The organism is Dolomitihabitans soli (assembly GCF_022213955.1).
GTDB classification, from domain to species: Bacteria; Actinomycetota; Actinomycetes; order Streptosporangiales; family Streptosporangiaceae; genus Streptosporangium_A; species Streptosporangium_A soli.
In genome coordinates, this window is the sequence record NZ_JAKNTW010000001.1 from 561,992 (window position 1) to 582,093 (window position 20,102).

Here is a 20,102-nt window from a genome sequence, read left to right on the forward strand (position 1 = left end):
GTGGCCTGGGTCCCTCTTTCCGAGTCGGGTGTGGTGATGGGGCGCTGGTGTCTGGTCCTGTCCTCACTCGGTTGGCTGTGCGGTGATGGGCGGGCCGGCGTTGTCCTTGCCCGTGGTCGTTCGGTGGCCGGGGTTCTTCTCTTCGAGTCGGGTGCGGTGATGGGGGTGCCTGGTCTGGTCCTCGCCCATGACCGTGTTGGTGTGCCGGTGTCCGTTCCTGTCCTCGCCGGGGCGGGCGTGGGGTGATGGGGGTGTCGGGGCTGGGGCTCGTACTCGCGCACGGCCGTCCGGTGCCGGGTGTGCTGGCGCACGGGGTGGGGGCACGGCATGATCTGCCGATTCCGCTGTTCTACGCGTTCGCGGGGGCGTTCGGGGCGCTCATGGTGTCGTTCGTGGCGCTTGGGCTGTTGTGGGCTGATTCGCGGTTCAGGGGCGGAGCCGCAGGTCGCGCGCTGAGGCTGGGGTTCCTGGACGGCGGCGTGTTCAGGTGGGGGATGCGGGCGGCCGGGCTCGCGGCGACGGTGTTCCTGCTGGCCGTGACCGTGCTCGGGCCCGACGACCCGGCGGTCAATCCCGCCGCGCACCTGGTCTACGTGGTCTTCTGGGTCGGCCTGGTGCCCGCGTCGCTGCTGTTCGGCCCGGTCTGGAAGCTGCTCAACCCGTTGCGGACGGTCCATCTCCTGCTCAGGGTCGCACCCTCCGCGCCGCTGCCGGACCGGCTCGGGTACTGGCCCGCCGCCGCCGGCCTGGCCGCGTTCACCTGGGTCGAGCTGGTGTCACCCGACCCCGCCTCCACGACCACGCTGCTGATCCTGCTCACCGCGTACGGCACGGCGCAGCTGGCCGGCTCCCTGAGGTACGGCCAGGCGTGGTTCGACAGGTGCGACGCGTTCGAGGTCTACTCCGCGCTCATCGGCAGCCTGTCACCGCTGGGCCGCAGGGACGACGGCAGGATCGTCGTCAGGAACCCGCTGGACGGGCTCGACGCCGTGCGGCCCGCCCCCGGACTGATCGCCACGGTGTGCGTCATGCTCGGCTCCACCGGCTACGACGGGTTCGCCGGCTCCCCGTGGTGGACCGGCGTCCTGCAGTCGGGACCGCTGGGCCCCGCGATCACCGGGACGCTGGGCCTGTCCGGCGCGGTCATGCTGGTGGCGGTGCTCTACACGGCGTGCCTGGGACTCGCGGGCCTGATCGGCGGGACCCGCGGGCTGACCGGCGCCTTCGCCCACTCGCTGGTGCCGATCGCGGTCGGCTACCTCGTCGCGCACTACTTCTCGCTGCTGGTCATCGAGGGACAGCAGGCGGTGATCATGGCCTCCGACCCGCTCGGCACCGGGGCGAACCTGTTCGGCACGGCCGGGCTGACGGCGGACGAGGAGATCGTGTCACCCGGCACGATCGCGGTCGTGCAGGTGTTGGCGATCGTGATCGGCCACGTGCTGGGGGTGGTCGCCGCGCACGACAGATCGGTGCGGCTGCTGCCGCCGCGCGCCGCTGTGGCCGGGCAGATCCCGCTGCTCGTGCTGATGGTCTGCTACACGGTGGGCGGCCTGGCCCTGCTGTTCGCGGCGTGATCGGCTGCACCGCCCCAGGCCCGGTGCCCCGCCGACCGTGGCCGGGTGCCGTGACCGGATGCAGGAGCCGGATGCAGGAGCCGGATGCCGCGACCGCATGCCGCGACCGCATGCCGCGACCGCATGCCGCGATCTGGTGTCGTGATCGGCTGCCGCGACCGGCTGCCGCGACCGGCCGTTGCGATCGGGTGCCGTGATCGGGTGCCGTAGCTGGGTGCTGTGGCCGGGCACTGCGACCGGGTGCCGTGGCCGTATGTCGCGACCAGGCAGGATGAGCGTATGGAATCGGTGCGCAGGACCCCGGTGCAGCAGCGCAGCGTGGAACGGGTCAACCAGATGCTCGACGCCGCGGCCGCGCTGCTCGACGAGGGCGGCTATGAGGCGCTGAGTACCCGGGCCGTGGCGGAGCGGGCGGGGTTGCCGATCGGTTCGATCTACCGCTTCTTCCGCGACAAACGCGGCCTGGCCGACGCGCTCGCCCGCCGCAACCTGGAGCGTTTCGCCGACCGGGTGGCGGACCGGCTCGACGAGGTCACCGGCTGGGAGGGCGTGGTGGACGCCGTCGTCGACGAGTACGTTGAGATGAAGCGCCGGGTTCCGGGCTTCGCCGTACTCGACTTCAGCGGCAACGGCCTGGTGGCCGACGAGCTGACCGGCCTCCTCGCGTCCTGGCTGACGCCGGTGGCGGGGCACACCCTGGGCCGTACCCTGCTGATCGCGGTGGAGGCCGCGGACGGGCTGCTCAAGCTCGCCTTCAGGGACGCCCCCTCCGGCGACCCCGGCCTCATCGCGGAGACGAAGGAGTTGCTCCTCGCCTACCTGGCACGCAGGGTGGAGAACGGGGTCATGAGCCGACCTCGCGCCACCGGTTCGTGATGGGCAGGCGGCGGTCCCGGCCGAAGTTCTTCGGCGTGATCTTCGGCCCCGGCGGATACTGCCTGCGCTTGTACTCCGCGACGTCCACCAGCCTGATCACCCGCGTCACCAGCGCGGGATCGTGACCGGCGGCGATCAGCTCCTCCCGGCCCATGTCCTTCTCGACGTAGTCGTCCAGGAGCCGGTCGAGCACCTCGTACGGCGGCAGCGAGTCGGTGTCGCGCTGGTCGGGGCGCAGCTCGGCGCTCGGCTCCTTCTCGATGGAGTTCTCCGGGATGGGCGGGCGGGCGAAGCCGTACAGGAAGTCGGCCGGGCCGCTTTGCTCGTTGCGCCACCTGGCGAGCTGCCAGACCATCGTCTTCGGCACGTCCTTGATCGGCGCGTAGCCGCCCGCCGAGTCGCCGTAGAGGGTGGAGTAGCCGGTGGCCAGCTCACTCTTGTTGCCGGTGGTGAGCACCAGGTGGCCGTGCTCGTTCGACAGGCTCATCAGCAGCATGCCGCGCACCCGCGCCTGGAGGTTCTCCGCGGCCAGGCCGCTGATCTCGATCTCCTTCTCGAACGCGTCGACGATGCCCTCGATCGGCACCACCCGGGATCGCAGCCCCTGCCGCTCGACGAGATCCTGCGCGTCGTCGAGCGAGTGCTCGGTGGAGTAGCGGGACGGCATCAGCACCACGTTGACCCGGTCGGGCCCGATGGCGTCGGCGGCGATCGTGGCGGTCAGCGCGGAGTCGATGCCGCCGGACAGGCCGAAGATCACTGAGTCGAAGCCGTTCTTGGCCGCGTAGTCGCGGACTCCCAGCACGAGCGCGGAGTAGACCTCGGCCAGATCGTCGAGCCGGGGGGCCAGCCGCGGGGGCTCGGGAGCCGGCGCGGACGCGGGCGGGGTGTCCAGCACGAGGCGTTCGACGGTGATCACGCTGCCGTCGCCCGCGTCGTAGGGGTAGAGCCCCGGTGCGATGCTCTCGTCGGCGGGCGGCACCTCCAGATCGGCGACCAGCAGCTCCTCGGTGAACTGCGCCGCGCGCGCGATCAGCTCGCCGTCCGCCCCCACGATGATCGAGTCACCGTCGAAGATCAGCTCATCCTGCCCGCCGACCTGGTTGGCGTACGCCAGCGCGCAGCCCGCCTCCCGTGCCCGGCGCGCGACCAGCTCCAGGCGGAAGTCGTCCTTCTCCCGCTCGTACGGCGAGGCGTTCGGCGCCACCAGCAGCCCGGCGCCCGCCTGGCCCACCACGGCGACGGGCCCGCCCTCCTGCCACAGGTCCTCGCAGACCGCCACGGCCACGTCGACGCCGTGCAGCCGGAAGATGGGCAGCCGGTCGCCCCTGACGAAGTAGCGGTACTCGTCGAAAACGCCGTAGTTGGGCAGGTGGTGCTTCGCCGTACGGGTGCGGACGGCGCCGCGGTGGATCAGGGCGGCGGCGTCCAGCGGCGCGCCCTTGGGCTGGCCGGCCCGCGGTGCGAGGTTGGCCCGGTCGACGTAGCCGACCACGACCGGGATCTCGCCCAGTCCTTCCGCGGCCAGGCGCGTGGCCACCGCGTCGAGGGTCGCGATGGACGCGTCGACGAAGGAGGTGCGCAGCACCAGATCCTCGGCGGGATAGCCGGTGAGGAACATCTCGGTGAACACGACGAGCTGCGCGCCGCGATCGGCGGCGCGGCGGGTCCACTCGACCAGTTTGGCGGCGTTGCCGTCGAGGTCACCGACCGTCGGATTGCTCTGGGCCAGGGCGACGCGGAGAGTTACCACGCGCCCCAGCCTATTCCCACTCCCGCGCGCCGATTGATGGGGGAGGCGGGCAAGCCCGATTCCGGACAGGCCGCCGGCGGGCGAATCGGAAGGCCGGTTCCCACGGCAGACCGGGACGGCAGTCCCGCCGGGCAGATCAGATAGACCGGCCGGGCCCGGCGGTGGCGTCCGCGTGGCCCGGCCGCCGCCGGGTCCAGGCCGTGACGGAATGTGAGGTCGCCGGGGTCCCGTTCGTGGCGGAACGCGATGCCCGGGTCCCCGGTCGCGAGGGGAGGCGAGCAGGTCAGGACGGCATCGAAGGACCGAGTTCGGCTCCCGCCGTCGTGCGCCGCCGGATGGCGGGCCCGATGGCGAGCTGGCCCAGTGCGGCGAGCAGGCCCACGGCGCCGACCGTGAACCACAGGACGCGCGGCCCGGCCTCCAGCAGGCGGGTTCCCACCAGCGGGGCGAGGAGACCGCCCGCCGACCAGGCGAAGCCGTACACGCCCGCGTAGCGGCCACGCAGGTGCGGCGGGGCGAGCGCGGCCACGACGGCGCCGGCGATGCCCGCGGTGACGATCTCGCCGATCGTCCACACCGTGACGGCCAGGGCGAACCCGGCGGTGGTGGAGGCGAAGGCGGTCAGCGTGTAGCCGGCCGCCACGATCGCGATGCCGGTCGCCATCACGGTGCTGTGGTCGCGTCTGCCGAGCCAGTCGCCGGTGAGCGGCTGGATGAAGACGATCAGCACTCCGTTCACCGCCATCACCAGCCCGTAGGCCCCGGTGGACAGCCCGGCCCCGGTCATCGCCAGTGGCAGCGTGGTGAATCCCTGGAGGTAGAGGAACGTGAAGGCGAGGCTGATCAGCACGAAGCCGAGCATCAGCCGGTCGCGCAGCACCTCGCGGAAGCCGCCCTGCCGCCGTTCCCGCCGCGCGGGCGAGCTCTCCTTGACCGATGTCCACACCAGCAGCCCGAAGATCGCACACGTGACCGCGTCGAACCAGAACAGCCAGAGGAACCCCGTCTGCGCCAGCCAGCCGCCGGACACCATCGCCACGGAGAAGCCCAGGTTGATCGCCCAGAACAGCAGGCCGTACGCCCGCGGCCGGTCGTCGGGCGGCACCAGGTCGGCCACCAGCGCGTTGGAGGCGGGCCGGTACGCGTCGATCACCAGGCCGAGCACGAACATGCCGGTGAGGATGGCGGGCAGCGTGGTGCTGTATCCCAGGGCGACCATGGTGACGGCCGTGGCCAGCATGCCGCCGGTGAGGGTGATCCGCCTGCCGACCCGGTCGGCCAGCCAGCCGGCGACGAGCTGGGACAGCAGGGAGCCGACCCCGTAGACGGCCATGACGAGCCCGGCGGCGACGAGCGAGAAGCCGCGCGCCTGGGTCAGGTAGACGCCGATGAACGGTTCCACCATGGTGCCCAGGCGGTTGACCAGGGTGCCGCCCCAGAGCACCCAGAACGTTCGGGGCAGCCCACCGATCTTCGACTGCAGGAAGGAGGGCTTGGCGGGGGTGGTTGTGGTCACGGGGCAAGGGTTCGACAGGGCGGGTTCCCGGTGCCAACCTTTTAGCGGAGGCTAAAAGATGACGATGGAGTGGGTCTTCACGCCCGACGACGTGGCACGACTGCGGTTCGCGTTCTCGCCGCTGTGGGAGGCCGTGATGAGCCTGCGCGCCCTCCGCGCGCCCGCGCACCACTCCCTGCACCTGCCCTGGATCAGGGCGGTACGGCCCGGCCTGGCCGGCCTTGACCTGGCGGAGCTGTACGCGCTCGCGCCCGCCAGAGGGTACATCGCCGACTTCCTCACGCCGCCGCCCGAGACTCCGCTGCCCGACTTCGCCGTCGAGCTCGACCGGGTCCGCCGTACGCCGCCCGAGGTCGCCGCCGAGGAGGTGAGACAGGTGTGCGGCGCGGACCCCCGGGTGGTCGACCGCTTTCTCGCCGACCCGGCGGCGGGGGTGCGGCGGGTGGCCGACGCGCTGCAGGACTACTGGGACGCCGTCTTCGCCGAGCACTGGCCGAGGGTGTACGGCCTGCTGGAGGCCGACGTGCTGCGCCGGAGCAGGCGACTGGCCACCGGTGGCGCCCGCGAGCTCTTCGCCGACCTGCATCCCTCGGTGCGCTGGCGGGGCGACGCCCTGGTCCTGAACAAGCGGCACTGCTCGGGAGGGCTGCTCGGCGGGGCGGGGCTGCTGCTCGTGCCGAGCGCGTTCTACGGGCGGGACGTGGGCGTGATGGTCGCGCCGTACCGCCCGATGCTGGTCTATCCCGCGCTCGGCGTCGGCACGCTCTGGGAGCAGGGACCGCCGCCGGCCCCGGGCGCCCTCGCCGCGCTGATCGGCCGGAGCCGGGCGCAGATCCTGCTCGCGCTCGCGGAGCCGGGCTCGACCACCGTGCTGGCGAGACGGCTGGCCCTCACCCCCGGAGCGGTCAGCCAGCATCTGGGCGTACTGGCCAAGGGCGGCCTGGTCAGCGGGCGTAGGCTTGGTAAAGAGGTCGTGTATCGGCGTACCGGTCTCGGCGACAGCCTGGCCTGTGCACCGTGACAGATCTCACCATCGGCTCGCGTAACGTGTGCGAAACACGAAGCAGGCAGACTTGGATCCCACCAGACATGTCTTCCGCTGACCGCGATGACAATGGTTTGAACACGGCAGCAAGAAGGAGATGCCTTGGACCGCCAGCAGGAGTTCGTTCTGCGCACCCTAGAGGAGCGCGACATCCGGTTCATCCGGTTGTGGTTCACCGACGTGCTCGGCTTCCTGAAGTCCGTGGCGATCGCGCCTGCCGAGCTGGAAGGGGCCTTCGCCGAGGGCATCGGCTTCGACGGCTCGTCGATCGAGGGCTTCGCCCGGGTCTACGAGTCGGACATGCTGGCCAAGCCCGACCCGGGGACGTTCCAGATCCTGCCGTGGCGGAGTGAGACGCCCGGCGCGGCCCGCATCTTCTGCGACATCCTGATGCCCGACGGCTCGCCCTCGCACGCCGACCCGCGCTGGGTGCTCAAACGCACCCTGGCCAAGGCGTCCGACATGGGGTTCAGCTTCTACACCCACCCCGAGGTGGAGTTCTTCCTGCTGCGCGGCAAGCCGGAGCGCGGTGTGCGGCCCGAGCCGATCGACGACGGCGGCTACTTCGACCACACCCCGCACAGCTCCGGCCACGACTTCCGGCGGAACGCGATCATGATGCTGGAGTCGATGGGCATCTCGGTGGAGTTCAGCCACCACGAGGGCGCGCCCGGCCAGCAGGAGATCGACCTCCGCTACGCGGACGCGCTCACCACCGCCGACAACATCATGACCTTCCGCCTGGTCATGAAGGAGGTCGCGCTGGAGCAGGGGGTGTGGGCGAGCTTCATGCCCAAGCCGTTCACCGAGCACCCGGGCTCCGGCATGCACACGCACATGTCCCTCTTCGAGGGCGACCGCAACGCCTTCTACGAACCGGGCGCCGACTACCAGCTCTCCAAGGTCGGCCGCTCGTTCATCGCGGGACTGCTGAAGCACGCCGCCGAGATCACCGCCGTTTGTAACCAGTGGGTGAATTCCTACAAACGCCTGTGGGGCGGCGCCGAGGCGATCGCCGGCCAGGGCGGGGAGGCGCCCAGCTACATCTGCTGGGGCCACAACAACCGGTCGGCCCTGGTCCGGGTGCCGATGTACAAGCCGCACAAGAGCGGTTCGACGCGGGTGGAGTTCCGGTCGCTCGACTCGGCCTGCAACCCCTACCTCGCCTTCGCCGTCATCCTCGCGGCCGGGCTGAAGGGCATCGAGGAGGGCTACGAGATGCCCCCCGGCGCCGAGGACGACGTCTGGGCGCTGACCAGCGCAGAACGGCGGGCGCTCGGCATCCAGCCGCTGCCGCAGTCGCTCGACGAGGCGATCTCGGTGATGGAGCGCAGCGAACTGGTCGCCGAGACGCTCGGTGAGCACGTGTTCGACTACTTCCTCCGCAACAAGCGCACCGAGTGGATGGACTACCGCCGCCAGGTCACCGAGTTCGAGCTCGGCCGCTACCTGCCTGTCCTGTAACCGCAGGTCAGCGGCGAATTCCTCAGCATGGAGGGCGCAGGGCCAACGGCAGTGAACCGTTGGCCCTGCGCCGTCTCACTGGCTCTGGGCCGTCTGCAGGCCTTCCGCACACCTGAACTGTGAGGATAACGGCCGGCTTCATCCTGTCAGGCCCTCTGGAGGCGGTCCGGGATTATGTATTCGGGCGACTTCTGTCAAGGGGGACAACACGGCAGAGGGCGAACGTCGGGCAGTCATCACCCATCTGTGATGAGGTGGTCCGCTGCATCATAGACGGGTGATGACGAACAGTCTTTGGCCTTGCTTTTCATTCGGTCGCCTGGTTGTCTCTTTCGGGCTGTTCTACATGCCCTGCCGCGACCGGATGAAATTATGGTCGGCTCACACCCTTTGATGCCCGACCGATATCGGCCATGCATTGCTGGCGCATTGAGCGTATGATTTGACGGAATTGGCAACCCAAGGGCCGTAAACGGTGGTGTAGCCACCGCTGCTGTCCTGGCAGAAGAGCAGGACCCGTGTCTGAGTCACTCCGGTACCGCTGCACATCGCCCAGCCGGTGCCGCCGTAAGTGCCGGTCTGAGCGCTACTGCTGCAGGTCGCTGCCTGAGCGGGAGCAGTCGGTGACATCAGGGTTGTCGCGGCGGCGATCGCTGCCACCGCGGCCGCCGAAACGCCGAACTTCCTGATACGGCCCACTAATTATCTCCTTTCGGTGCGGATGTTTTGTCTCACTTCTCGATGTTAGTCACAGTTATGGCGGATATCCATAGGGGATGATCTGCAATTCGAGTGAGTGGTTTACGGACTGGTTGCGGGGCCGCGGATTGAAGTCCGGAATGGGGAAACAACCTGCCGGGCGGGGTTATTGCCTAAGAGGTCCTGACAGGATGAAGTCGGCCGTATTCTCACGGCAATGATCGGTGTCCTGGTGTGGGAAGGGCGAGCAACTGCCGTGGATCCTTCACGACAGCCTGTGGGAGCGGCTCGAGCCGCTGCTGCCGAAGGTGGAGCGGCTGCGGGAGGAGGCGGGGGATCGGGATGGGGCTGAGCGGCCCGCTCGTTCGGCCGCTGACGCCGGCGACACCTTGGCGCCGCGGGAGCAGGCCGGGGAGGGTGGCCGGCGGGGGGATCTGGAAGCGCACCGAGTGGATGGACCACCGCCGCCCAGGTCATCGGGTTCGAGCTCGGCCGCTGCCCGCCGGTGCCGTAACCCTTCGTTCAGCATGCCGTATCCGGGGCTCTCCGGCCGTCCCGATCGTTCTCCGGTAAAATGCCGTCGTTGATAACAACATTTGCGGACCCATCGCTCTTTTGGGGCGATATTTGGAGGTAAGGCATGACGACGGCGGCCGAGCTGCAGACCGTGCTGAGGGTTCCCGCGCGGTTCCGCGGGCCAGCGGAGGCGGCGAACGGCGGATGGATCGCCGCCACGGTCGCCGAGGCGCTCGGCGCCGAGCAGGGGTCGGCCGTCGAGGTCACGCTGCACGCTCCAACGCCCCTGGAGAAGGAGCTGCGGATCCAGCACCACGGCAGCGCCGTCACGCTCGCCGACGGCGACCACGTGCTGGTCGAGGCCATCCCGGTGGCCGAGGACCTCCCGGCGCCCGGCTTCGTGCCGTTCAACGAGGCCGCCCGCGCGGAGGAGGGCTTCCCCGGGCTGGCCCACCACCCGTTCCCCGAGTGCTTCGTGTGCGGATTCCGCGATCCGGGCGACGGCCTGCGAATCCTCCCCGGCCCGGTCCCCGGCAGGGGACTGTACGCCGCGGGCTGGCGGGTGCCCGCCAGCGTGACCGACGGCGACGGCGTGGTCCCCGACCCGATCGTGTGGGGCGCGCTCGACTGTGTGAGCGGCTGGGCCGGCTTCCGGCCCGGTGAGCGCGCGCTCCTCGGGCGCCTGAGCGCGCGGATCCACCGCCGCGTCTACCCCGGCGGCACCTACTCCGTCGTCGGCCGCGCGGCCGGCCGCGAAGGCCGCAAGATGTACGGCGAGAGCGCGATCTACGAGCTGGACGGCACCCTGGTGGCCACCTCGCGCGCCACTTGGATCGTTCCGCGCTGAGACGACGCGAAACGTGTGCCGAACCCCGGACGGTCCTCTAACGTCCAACAGGTCATGACCTCACACGCCCTGGTTCCCGGTGATCCGCAGCGGATCGGTGAGCACCTGCTCGCCGGCCGCCTCGGCCAGGGCGGCCAGGGCGTCGTCTACGACGGCTACGACGCCACCGGGCAACGGGTCGCGATCAAGCTTTTGCACGCCGACGCCGACCGGTCGCGCGTCGCCAGGGAGATCTCCGCGGCGACCAAGGTCTCCTCCTTCTGCACCGCGCGGATCCTCGGCGCCGACCTCGACGCCGACCGGCCGTACATCGTCAGTGAGTTCATCGACGGGCAGAGCCTGCGCACGGCCGTCCGGAGCTCGGGGCCGCTCGATCCCGGCCGGCTGCACCGGCTGGCCGTCGCGGTGGCCACGGCGCTCACCGCGATCCACGCGGCCGGGGTCGTGCACCGCGACCTCAAACCGGACAACGTGCTGCTCGGCCCCGACGGGCCACGCGTGATCGACTTCGGCATCGCGCGCACCGCCGAGGCGCCGCTGACCTCCACGGGCCTGGTCGCGGGCACCCCGACCTACATGGCTCCCGAGGTCTTCACCGGCCGCCGGGCCGAGACGCCCGCCGACGTCTTCGCCTGGGCCGCCGTCGTCCTCTTCGCGGCGACCGGAAGCGACCCCTTCCACGCGGAGAGCCTCGGCGCGGTCATGTACCGGGTGCTGTCCACCCAGCCCGACCTGTCCGGCCTGCCCGAGACGCTGCGCCCGCTCGTCTCCGCCGCGCTCGCCAAGGAGCCGGGGGACCGCCCGGACGCCAGGGGACTGCTGCTCGGACTGCTCGGCCAGGACGACCCGGCGGAGGGCGTCCGGGTCGCGGGCGACCTGAAGGCGGACGCCGAGCCCTCGCTGGGGTTGCTCGCGGAGGAGATCTTCGGCCGGCTGGCGCCCGCCGAGCAGGAGGTCGTCCCGGAGATCTTCCTGCGCCTGGTCAGCCTGGACGACGGCGGACTCGGGGTGCGCAGCGCCGACCGCTCCGAGCTGGGGGAGGGCGCCACGGTCGAACGGGTGCTGCGCGACTTCGCCTCGGCGGGGCTGCTGCGGGAGGAGACGCGCGACGGGGAGACGCTCGTGCGGCCCTCGCGTCCCGGATTGCTGCTCGCCTGGGGCCGGCTGCGCGAGTGGGTGGACGCCGAGCGTGACGGGCTGCCCGTCCAGCAACGGGTGTCGCGGGCCGCGCGGCTGTGGGAGTCGGGCGGGCGCAGGGACGCCGACCTGCCCCAGGGCACCATGCTGGAGGAGGCCATGGCCTGGGCGGCCACCGGGCGCCGCCATCTCACCCTCAACCCGCTGGAGGCGGCCTACCTCAGGGCGGCCGCCGCGCTCGGCCGCCGCAGGGGCCGTAACCGGCGTCTGGTCACGACCGCGCTGGCCGCGCTGCTGGCGGTCGCCGTCGGCGCGGTCGTCGTCGCGGAGCAGCGCCGGGTGACCGTGGCCCAGCAGAGCGAGCGCATCGCCGGCCAGCTCGGCGAGGCCGTCGCCCGGCGGCTCGCGGGGCAGGCCGACGCCATCAGGCAGGCCGATCCGGCCACGGCCATGAAGCTCAGCGTCGCCGCCCACGCGGTCGCCCCGGTGCGGGAGGCGCTCGGCGCGCTGCGCGGCTCGATCGACCAGCGGGAGACCTCCGTCGTGCCGCAGCCCGAGCCCGGCCTCGAATACACCCTGAGCGCCGACGGCACCCAGCTGACGGGCGCGAGCGGCGACGGCGTCTCCTTCTGGGACGCGGGCACCGGTGTGAAGTCCTCCCCGGGTTCCGGCCTGGCCGCCCTCGTGCCCGCCCCCGGCGGGCACCGGCTGTGGGACGGCGCGCGTGAGGGCCTGCGGCCGGCGACGTACGGCGACGCGAACACCTGGTCGGAGTTCGGGCAGACGGGCCGGCGGCTGATGACCATGCGCGGGCGGGAGTTCGTCGTCTGGGACGTGCCGACGGGCGCGGCCCTGCTGCGCGTCCCGCACGCCGACGTCCTGGGCCGTGCGCTCGGCGGCGACCTCTTCGCCACCACCTCCCTCGACGGCCACGGCGTGCGGCTGTACGACCTGAGCAGCGGCCGCGCGCTGCCGGTGCCGGAACTGCCCGCGGACCTGGGCAAGCCCGACGACGTCGCGTTGAGCGCCGACGACAGGACCATGGTCGTGCAGGCGGACGGCCGCATGGTCTTCCTCGACCTCGCCTCCGGCCGGCGCATCGGCGAGACCTCGGGGCCGGAGGGCCAGCTCAGGTTCGCCCCCGACGGCAGGTCGCTCGCCGTACGGCACAACGACGGGGTCGACCTCCTGTCGGTGCCGGGCGGCGCGACGCTGCTGAACTACCGCACCGAGGCGCAGCCGCAGGCGGGCAGTCTCCGGTTCACCCCCGGTGGCGAGGCCCTGCGCTTCCTCGACGCCTCGGGCGCGGTGATCACGCTCGACGTCTCCGGTACGGCGGCGGGCGCGCGGGTGGGCAAGGGCACGGTGGCCGCCGGTGCGCTGAGCCCCGACGGCAGGCTGGCCGCCGTCCAGACCGTGACGGGCACCGCGCCGGTGGTCGAGGTGTGGGACGTCGCGAAGGGCGTACGGCGGGCCAGGGTGACGCTGCCCCAGGTGCCGCGCGCCGACAACGGTTTCGTCGAGCCGCTGTTCAGCCCGGACGGCAGGACCCTGGCCATCTCGCAGAACGACGCCCCGCGCGTCCTGTTGTGGGATCTCGCGGCCGGCCGGGAGCGCGGCCGGCTCCGCTGGGACGGCAAGAGCGGCAGCAGCATGGCCTTCGACCCCACCGGGAGCCGGCTCGCGGTGGCCTCGCTGACCAAGGCCGACCAGGAGGTCGTCACCGTGTGGGACACGACCGCCCTGACCTCCCGGTCCACGGCCGCGACGGGGGCCGTGGGGCTGGCGTTCAGCCGGGACGGCGGCCTGCTCGCCCGCGGCGGCGTACGGGCCGGGCTGACGACCCTGGGCACCGGGCGGTCGGCCGATCTGCCGGGCACGGCGGACGTCAGGGTCCTGGCCTTCTCCGGTGAGCTGCTCGCGGTCGGCGACCAGGCGGGCCGGGTCCAGTTCTGGGACCTCGCGGGCCGTTCGCCGCGTGGCCCGGCCGTACAGGCTCATCCCGGCGGCGTGGAGCTGGCGGCCTTCTCGCCCGACGGCAAGGTGCTGGCCACGGCGGGCGGCGGCCGGACCGTGCTGTGGGACGCCGCCACCGGCGGCCGGCTCGGGCAGCCGGCGGCCGGCGCCGGCCAGAGCATGCTGGACCTGATCTTCACCGGCGGCGGCACCCGTGCCCTGATGGCCGACGGCACCGTGCTCGACCGGCCGCTCGATCCGGCCGAGATGACCGCCGAGGTCTGCCGCCGCACCGGGACCGGGCTCACCGAGCGCGAATGGCGGACGCAGGTACCAGAATTGCCTTATCGCCGGACTTGCCCTAGATAATGCGGATATGCGAATTACGGTCATCGAACACGAGGCCGAGGCGGGGCTCGGGTTTCTCGGCGGATGGCTGGGCGGCTGCGAGGTCGTCAGGCCCTACCGGGGAGAGGCGGTGCCGGAGCGGGCCGACGCGCTGATCGTGCTCGGCGGGGAGGCGTCCGCCTGGGACGACGAGGGATACCCGTGGCTGCCCGCGACCAGGGAGTTGCTCCGCCGCTCGGCCGGTGACGGCGTGCCCACCCTCGGCGTCTGCCTCGGCGGGCAACTCCTGACCCTCGCCTGCGGCGGTGCGGTCGAACGCGGCGACCACGGGCTGGAGGTCGGCCTCCGGCCGGTGCGCCCGCTCCCGGCGGCGGCGGGCGACCGGCTGCTCGGCGAGGTGGGCGCGACCGTCGCCGTGCAGTACCACCAGGACGTGATGGCCAGGCTGCCCGCCGGGGCGGTGCCGCTGATGACAGGCGAGCCGTACGAGAACCAGGCCTACCGGCTGGGTGAGGCGGCGTGGGCGGTGCAGTTCCACCCCGAGGCGACCCCGGAGATCTTCGCCGGCTGGACGGCGGGCTCGACCGGCGCGCTGGCCGCCGCCGGCTTCTCCGCCCGGGAGTTGGACGCGCAGGTCGCGGCGGCGGAAGAGCGACTGGTCCAGAGCTGGCGGCCGGTCGCCGCCGCCTTTGCTGCCCTCGTGACAGGAAAAGCATCAATTCCGTAATTCTCGATATTCACCAGTAATCACGCGATCACGCATCGAAACCGCTAACGACGCCGCGCAGGCCGACGGTTTACCGTGTGTGACGGGCGTCCAGGGCGTTCAATGGGTCCCGTCGCTGCGAAGATGGGGAGGTCGCGTGCGGATCACGGAGACGGCGCCTCTTGCGTGGCAGGGAGGCGAGGGAGGGACGGTGACGACCGTGCCCCGGATGGAGTCGACCGCCGGCCGGCTCGCCCGGCTCGGGTTCGCCGACGGCGCGCACGCCGAACGGCTGCTCGACGAACTCGGACCCGAGGCGGTCGGCGACCTCGACCTGCTGGCCGCGCTGGTCGCCGCCGCCGACCCCGACCTGGCGCTCCTCTCGCTCAACCGGCTGGTCGAGCGCGACCCCAGCGTCCTCGGCGCCATCCGCGCCGACGCCGCCCTGCGGACGAGGCTGCTCGCCGTGTTCGGCCTCAGCGCGGCGCTCGGCGAGCACGTGGTCCGCCACCCGGAGCACTCGAAGCGGCTCGGCGGGCCGGACGACCGCCGTCTCTCGCGCGATGAGCTGCGCGCCGACCTGCTGCACGCCGTCGGCGCCGACCCCGGCGACCCGCTGCCCCGGGCGGCCGACGCCACCACGTCCACCCTGTCCGCACTGCGTGTCGCCTACCGCGGCCGGCTGCTCCACCTCGCCGCCGGCGACGCCACCCGCGCCATGACCCTCGGCGAGGTCACCGCCGAGCTGTCCGACCTGGCCGGCGCCGCGCTGGAGGCGGGCCTGGCGATCGCCCGCGCCGCCGGCGAGAGCGAGGGCGTACGGCTGGCCGTGATCGGCATGGGCAAGTGCGGCGCGCGGGAGCTCAACTACATCAGCGACGTGGACGTGATCTTCGTGGCCGAGCCGGAGGAGGGCGTCGACGAGACCAAGGCGCTGCGGACGGCCACCAGGCTCGCCCAGGCGATGATGCGCGCCTGCACGACCAGCACGCCCGAGGGCGCCCTGTGGGAGGTCGACGCGGCCCTGCGGCCCGAGGGCAAGTCGGGGCCGCTGGTCCGCACGCTGGCCAGCCACCTCGCCTACTACCGCCGATGGGCGAAGACGTGGGAGTTCCAGGCGCTGCTCAAGGCCCGCCCGCTCGCGGGCGACCTGGAGCTCGGCGGCGAGTACGTGGCGGCGGTCAACGAGCTCGTCTGGGAGGCCGCCACCCGCGACCACTTCGTCGAGGACGTCCAGGCCATGCGCCGCAGGGTCGAGGCCCACGTCCGGGCGGAGGACCAGGACCGCCAGCTCAAACTGGGCCCCGGCGGGCTGCGCGACGTCGAGTTCGCCGTCCAGCTCCTGCAACTCGTGCACGGCAGGCACGACCCGCTGCTCCGCCGCCGGGCCACCCTCCCGGCCCTCGCGGCCCTGTCCAGGGGTGGCTACGTCGGCCGCGAGGACGCCAGGGCCCTCGGCGAGGCGTACACCTTCCTGCGCCAGGTCGAGCACCTGCTCCAGCTCCACCGGCTCCGCCGTACCCACGTCGTGCCCGAAGACCTGACGGACCTGCGGCGGATCGGCCGCGCGCTGGGCATGACCGCAGATCCAGTCGGGGAGTTCACGACGAAGTGGAGACGGCACGCCATGGAGGTCAGGCGGCTGCACGAGAAGCTGTTCTACCGGCCGCTGCTGCAGGCCGTGGCGCGGCTTCCCGGCGATGAGGCGCGGCTGTCCCCGACCGCGGCCAAGGCCAGGCTGAAGGCCCTCGGCTACACCGACCCGGAGGGCGCGCTGCGCCATATCGGCGCACTGACCAGCGGCGTCTCCCGGCGGGCCGCGATCCAGCGCACGCTGCTGCCGGTCATGCTCGGCTGGTTCGCCGACGCGCCCGACCCGGACGCGGGCCTGCTCGGCTTCCGGCAGGTCAGCGACAAGCTTGGCGCCACGCCGTGGTACCTGAGGCTGTTGCGCGACGAGACCGCCGTCGCCTCCCGGATGGCCCGCGTCCTCGGCACCAGCCGTTACGCGACCGGCCTGCTGCTCGGCGCGCCCGAGGCGGTGGCCATGCTCGGGTCCGACGCCGAACTCACCGCACGGCCGGGACTGGCCGCCGAGGCCGCCTCCGCCGTGGCCAGATACGCGGGCGACGCGGAGAGCGCCGTCGCCTCGGCGCGCGCCCTGCGCCGCCGGGAGCTGTTCCGCACGGCCGTCGCCGACCTCGTCGGCAACCTCGACATCGAAGAGGTGGGCATGACCCTCTCCGAACTGAACGACATCACCATCCAGGCCGCGCTCGACACCGCCATGGACAAGGTCTCCATGGAGCGCCGCACGAAGCTGCCGACCCGCTTCGCCGTGATCGCGATGGGCAGGCTGGGCGGTTTCGAGTCCTCGTACGGCAGCGACGCCGACGTGATGTTCGTGCACAATCCGCTGGGCGGCGTCCATGAGAAGGAAGCCGCCGACGCCGCCCAGGCCGTCGCCAACGAGCTGCGGCGGCTGCTCGCCCTGCCCGCCCCCGATCCGCCGCTGCTCATCGACCCCGATCTACGCCCCGAGGGTCGCCAGGGCCCACTCGTGCGGACCCTCGCCTCCTACGCGGCCTACTACGGCCGCTGGTCCTCGCCGTGGGAGGCGCAGGCGCTGCTGCGCGCCCGCTTCTCCGCCGGAGACCAGGCGCTGGGCCGCCAGTTCCTGGCGATGGTCGACCCCCTGCGTTACCCGGAAGGCGGCCTCCCCGACTCCTCCGTCAGGGAGATCCGGCGGCTGAAGGCCCGCATGGAGGCCGAACGGCTGCCGCGGGGCGCCGACCCGACCCTGCACACCAAGCTCGGCCGGGGCGGACTGTCCGACGTGGAGTGGGTCGCGCAGCTCATCCAGCTACGGCACGCCCACGCGATCCCCTCGCTGCGCACCACCCGGACCCTCGACACCCTCCGGGCCGCCGTCGACGCCGGGCTGCTCGCCGAGTCCGACGGGGCCGTGCTCGCCGAGGCGTGGCGGTTCGCGTCCCGTATCCGCGACGCGATCATGCTGGTCAAGGGCAGGGCGGCCGACTCCATCCCGGTCGACGTCCGCGAGCGCGCACTGATCTCCCGCGCGATGGGCTATCCGCCCGATGGCTCCGAGGACTTCATCGACGACTACCGCCGTGCCACCCGCCGCGCCCGCCGGGTCGTCGAGCGGGTCTTCTACGGAACGCCCGACTGAACACCATGTGTATTTCCCCGAACACGTTGCGCTGGTAGCCGGAGCCGTGTATCAACGGGGTTGGGTGATCCTTTGATATCTGTCTACGTCGACTTGGCCATCGGCCTGGTAATCGCGTTTCTGCTGCTGTCGCTGCTGGTGAGCGGCATCAACGAGGGCATCGTCAGGCTGCTCTCGATCCGGAGCAAATTCCTGTGGGCCTACCTGCGCGACACCATGGACGGCGACGCGGGGAAGGGTCGTTCGTGGATTCCCGCGCGCGTCGCCGACGTCTTCGGGACGCTGCCCTTCGCCAAGGACCCACGGCCGATGCACAATCCCGAGCCCGCCCCGCCGGTGGTCGATCCGGTGCCCGACCTCCGGACCACGGAGACCGTGCCGCCGCTGGACATGACCACCCGTCTCTACGACCGGCTGCGCGAGATCGACCATCCCAAGCGCCGCCGGACCAGCATCTCCACCATCCCGCCCGCCACGTTCGGCACTGCCGTCATGGATCTGGTCGCCGCCGAGCCCAAGAGCGTTCCCGGCCTCCTGGAGAAGCTCAAGGCCGCGGACAGCCCGCTGCACGGCCACCTCAGCGGTGTGTGGAAGACCTCCGCGGGAGACCTCGAGAACTTCCGCAAGGGCACCGAGAAGTGGTTCGACGGGGAGATGCAGCGGCTCACCATGCTCTACCGCCGTTACGTCCGGTGGGTGGTCGCGCTGCTGGGCCTCATGGTGGTCCTGCTGTTCAGCATGGACGCGCTGGAGTACGGCAAGATGCTGCTGCGTGACCACGCCTACCGGTCGGGCGTGGCGGCCATCGCGGGCGGCGGCGACGGCGGGCTGACCGCGCTACGGGACCGGTGCACCGCCTCCGGCGACGCCGCCGAGCCGTACGCGTGCGTGACCGAGACGCTCAGCTCGCCCGCGCTGGTCCAGATCTTCGACCACTCGCTGGTCAGCGTGCGGATGCCGGCCGACGGGAGCCCGACCGTCTCGTGGAAGCCGGAGTCGTGGGCCGAGCGGGTGTTCACGTTCAGCCACTGGCCGGGTTACCTGCTGGCCTGGGCGGCGCTACTGTTCGGCGCGCCGTTCTGGTGGGACCTGCTGCGGCGCCTCACCGGGCTGCGCGGACGCAGGTAGACCCGCCCCCAGCCCCGCTCCGCCGCACGGCCGGGCCGTGGTCCGGGCCGTACGGCCGGGGCATTCAGCCGGGCCGTACGGCTGGGGCGGCCAGGCGGGCCGTTCAGCCGGGGCGGGGGCGGCGCAGGCGGGGGCCGCGGGCCCGCCACGTGTTCTGCTGGTGGCGGACCTGCCGTCTGCGGCGGTTACGCGCCTGTGCCCGGTGCTCGGTGTCGAACAGGTCGAGCAGCCGGTCCAGGTGCACCAGCACCTCGGCGTGCAGCCGCCACTCCGTGGACCTGGCCGAGATCCACGGCGGCAACGCGTCGGCGAACGCGTCGCGCTGCCGCCGGCCGTCCGCCAGATGGCGGCGCAGCGCCTCGTCGTAGGCGCGCACGTCGCCGGTGATGTCCGCGCGCACCAGCAGTCCGAACGACCGCATGCACTCCGCCACCTCCCGCAACGCGGCGGCCAGCCGGTCCCGCGACTCCATGTCGTACACCCCGCCGCTCTCCGGCAGATGCTGCCGATCGGCCAGCGAACGCGCGAGTCCCCGGAGGGTCAACGCCGAGTACTCCAGGGTCTCCAGCCCGCTGCGCAGCGCCGTACCCATGGGATGCAACCCGCCCGCGCGCGGATTGAGCCGCAGGCTCTCCTCCGCGCGAACCAACGCCTGGTCGACCCGCTGGATCTCCCTGCCCACCACGCGGGTGTCCTCCAGCAACCGCCCGAACACCTCGTGTTCGGTGTGCTCGACCAGGCTGTCCGCGAGCCTGTCCATGAGCTCGCCCAGCCGGCACCCCAGGTCGGAGATCGCCTCCTGGGCCGGGCTCATGTGCACGGGCGACGCGATCAGTCCCGCCAGCAGCCCGGTCGCCGCGCCGACCAGGGTCTCGAACACCCGGTCCACCGCTCCGGCCGGCGTCGCCGCCCCCAGCGCGAAGATGAGCATGGCGCTGATCGGCACCTCCAGGATGTGGTTGCCGAGCCGCGCGGCGTACCCGATGATCAGCGAGGCTCCGATCGCCCCGCCGAGCGTCCACCAGGTGAACCCGATCGTGGCCGCCAGCACCACGGCCACCAGCACCCCCGCCACCACGGCGCCGATCCGCTGGATCGCCGACCTGATCGTCCGATAGAGGGTGAACTGCACGACCAGCAACGCGGTCAGCGGCGCGAGCAGCGGCTTGTCCGCCCCCGGCAGAAACCACGCGATGACGTACGCCGACACCGCCGTCACCGTCAGGCGCGCGATCCAGACGGCGGTCGGCTGCGCCCGCCGGGTGGCGAGCAGAATCGGACGGACATGTCGGATGGGCGGCGGCATCGATCGGCATCACAGGTGCTAGACGGTCGGCTGTG

At 72.0% G+C, this 20,102-nt stretch carries 12 protein-coding genes; 9 read left to right on the forward strand and 3 right to left on the reverse strand.

What is annotated here, in order from left to right; genetic code table 11:
* Window positions 1-245 precede the first annotated feature (245 nt).
* Window positions 246-1,577: a hypothetical protein gene (locus tag MBA17_RS02575; RefSeq protein ID WP_455432672.1), complete on the forward strand. Its 1,332-nt coding sequence runs from the start codon at window positions 246-248 to the stop codon at window positions 1,575-1,577.
* 279 nt (window positions 1,578-1,856) lie between these two features.
* Complete coding sequence (locus MBA17_RS02580) at window positions 1,857-2,453, forward strand: TetR/AcrR family transcriptional regulator (RefSeq protein WP_238494571.1); 597 nt, start codon at window positions 1,857-1,859, stop codon at window positions 2,451-2,453.
* On the opposite strand, the gene MBA17_RS02585 is transcribed toward MBA17_RS02580, so the two are convergent.
* Window positions 2,422-4,206 carry an NAD+ synthase gene (locus MBA17_RS02585; RefSeq protein WP_238494572.1) on the reverse strand — a complete coding sequence of 595 codons (1,785 nt, stop codon included), beginning with the start codon at window positions 4,204-4,206 and terminating at the stop codon, window positions 2,422-2,424. The genes MBA17_RS02580 and MBA17_RS02585 overlap by 32 nt on opposite strands.
* A 283-nt stretch (window positions 4,207-4,489) precedes the next feature.
* Window positions 4,490-5,722 carry an MDR family MFS transporter gene (locus MBA17_RS02590; protein WP_238494573.1) on the reverse strand — a complete coding sequence of 411 codons (1,233 nt, stop codon included), beginning with the start codon at window positions 5,720-5,722 and terminating at the stop codon, window positions 4,490-4,492.
* A gap of 58 nt (window positions 5,723-5,780) precedes the next feature.
* Here MBA17_RS02590 and MBA17_RS02595 point away from each other — a divergent pair, with 58 nt between their 5' ends.
* The 7 genes from MBA17_RS02595 to MBA17_RS02625 all read left to right on the forward strand — a co-directional run bounded on the left by MBA17_RS02595 (window position 5,781) and on the right by MBA17_RS02625 (window position 18,761).
* Window positions 5,781-6,743, forward strand: coding sequence for an ArsR/SmtB family transcription factor (locus MBA17_RS02595; RefSeq protein ID WP_238494574.1), 963 nt, complete (start codon window positions 5,781-5,783; stop codon window positions 6,741-6,743).
* A 126-nt stretch (window positions 6,744-6,869) separates the two neighbouring features.
* Window positions 6,870-8,231 (forward strand): glutamine synthetase family protein, encoded by a 1,362-nt coding sequence (locus tag MBA17_RS02600; RefSeq protein ID WP_238494575.1) that lies wholly within the window; start codon window positions 6,870-6,872, stop codon window positions 8,229-8,231.
* A 1,339-nt stretch (window positions 8,232-9,570) separates the two neighbouring features.
* A complete protein-coding gene (locus tag MBA17_RS02605; protein WP_238494576.1) occupies window positions 9,571-10,293 on the forward strand; it encodes a PaaI family thioesterase in 723 nt (240 codons plus the stop codon).
* Between the two features lie 54 nt (window positions 10,294-10,347).
* Entirely contained in the window at window positions 10,348-13,755 is a 3,408-nt protein-coding gene (locus MBA17_RS02610; protein ID WP_238494577.1) for a WD40 repeat domain-containing serine/threonine protein kinase, read from the forward strand.
* A gap of 7 nt (window positions 13,756-13,762) precedes the next feature.
* Complete coding sequence (locus MBA17_RS02615) at window positions 13,763-14,461, forward strand: type 1 glutamine amidotransferase (protein ID WP_238494578.1); 699 nt, start codon at window positions 13,763-13,765, stop codon at window positions 14,459-14,461.
* Window positions 14,462-14,669: 208 nt separating this feature from the next.
* Complete coding sequence (locus MBA17_RS02620; protein WP_238495028.1) at window positions 14,670-17,633, forward strand: bifunctional [glutamine synthetase] adenylyltransferase/[glutamine synthetase]-adenylyl-L-tyrosine phosphorylase; 2,964 nt, start codon at window positions 14,670-14,672, stop codon at window positions 17,631-17,633.
* A gap of 72 nt (window positions 17,634-17,705) precedes the next feature.
* Window positions 17,706-18,761, forward strand: a complete 1,056-nt coding sequence (locus MBA17_RS02625) for a hypothetical protein (protein ID WP_238494579.1) — start codon at window positions 17,706-17,708, stop codon at window positions 18,759-18,761.
* Between the two features lie 103 nt (window positions 18,762-18,864).
* Here the strand turns inward: MBA17_RS02625 and MBA17_RS02630 are convergent, their stop codons facing one another.
* Entirely contained in the window at window positions 18,865-20,067 is a 1,203-nt protein-coding gene (locus tag MBA17_RS02630; RefSeq protein ID WP_238494580.1) for an FUSC family protein, read from the reverse strand.
* Window positions 20,068-20,102: the final 35 nt, after the last annotated feature.

Excerpts from the sequence above, each read along its gene's own strand:
- MBA17_RS02575 (WP_455432672.1), top strand. The coding sequence starts at position 246 with ATGGGGGTGTCGGGGCTGGGGCTCGTACTCGCGCACGGCCGTCCGGTG.
- MBA17_RS02580 (WP_238494571.1), top strand. The coding sequence starts at position 1,857 with ATGGAATCGGTGCGCAGGACCCCGGTGCAGCAGCGCAGCGTGGAACGG.
- MBA17_RS02595 (WP_238494574.1), top strand. The coding sequence starts at position 5,781 with ATGACGATGGAGTGGGTCTTCACGCCCGACGACGTGGCACGACTGCGG.
- MBA17_RS02605 (WP_238494576.1), top strand. The coding sequence starts at position 9,571 with ATGACGACGGCGGCCGAGCTGCAGACCGTGCTGAGGGTTCCCGCGCGG.
- MBA17_RS02610 (WP_238494577.1), top strand. The coding sequence starts at position 10,348 with ATGACCTCACACGCCCTGGTTCCCGGTGATCCGCAGCGGATCGGTGAG.
- MBA17_RS02615 (WP_238494578.1), top strand. The coding sequence starts at position 13,763 with ATGCGAATTACGGTCATCGAACACGAGGCCGAGGCGGGGCTCGGGTTT.
- MBA17_RS02620 (WP_238495028.1), top strand. The coding sequence starts at position 14,670 with ATGGAGTCGACCGCCGGCCGGCTCGCCCGGCTCGGGTTCGCCGACGGC.
- MBA17_RS02630 (WP_238494580.1), bottom strand. The coding sequence starts at position 20,067 with ATGCCGCCGCCCATCCGACATGTCCGTCCGATTCTGCTCGCCACCCGG.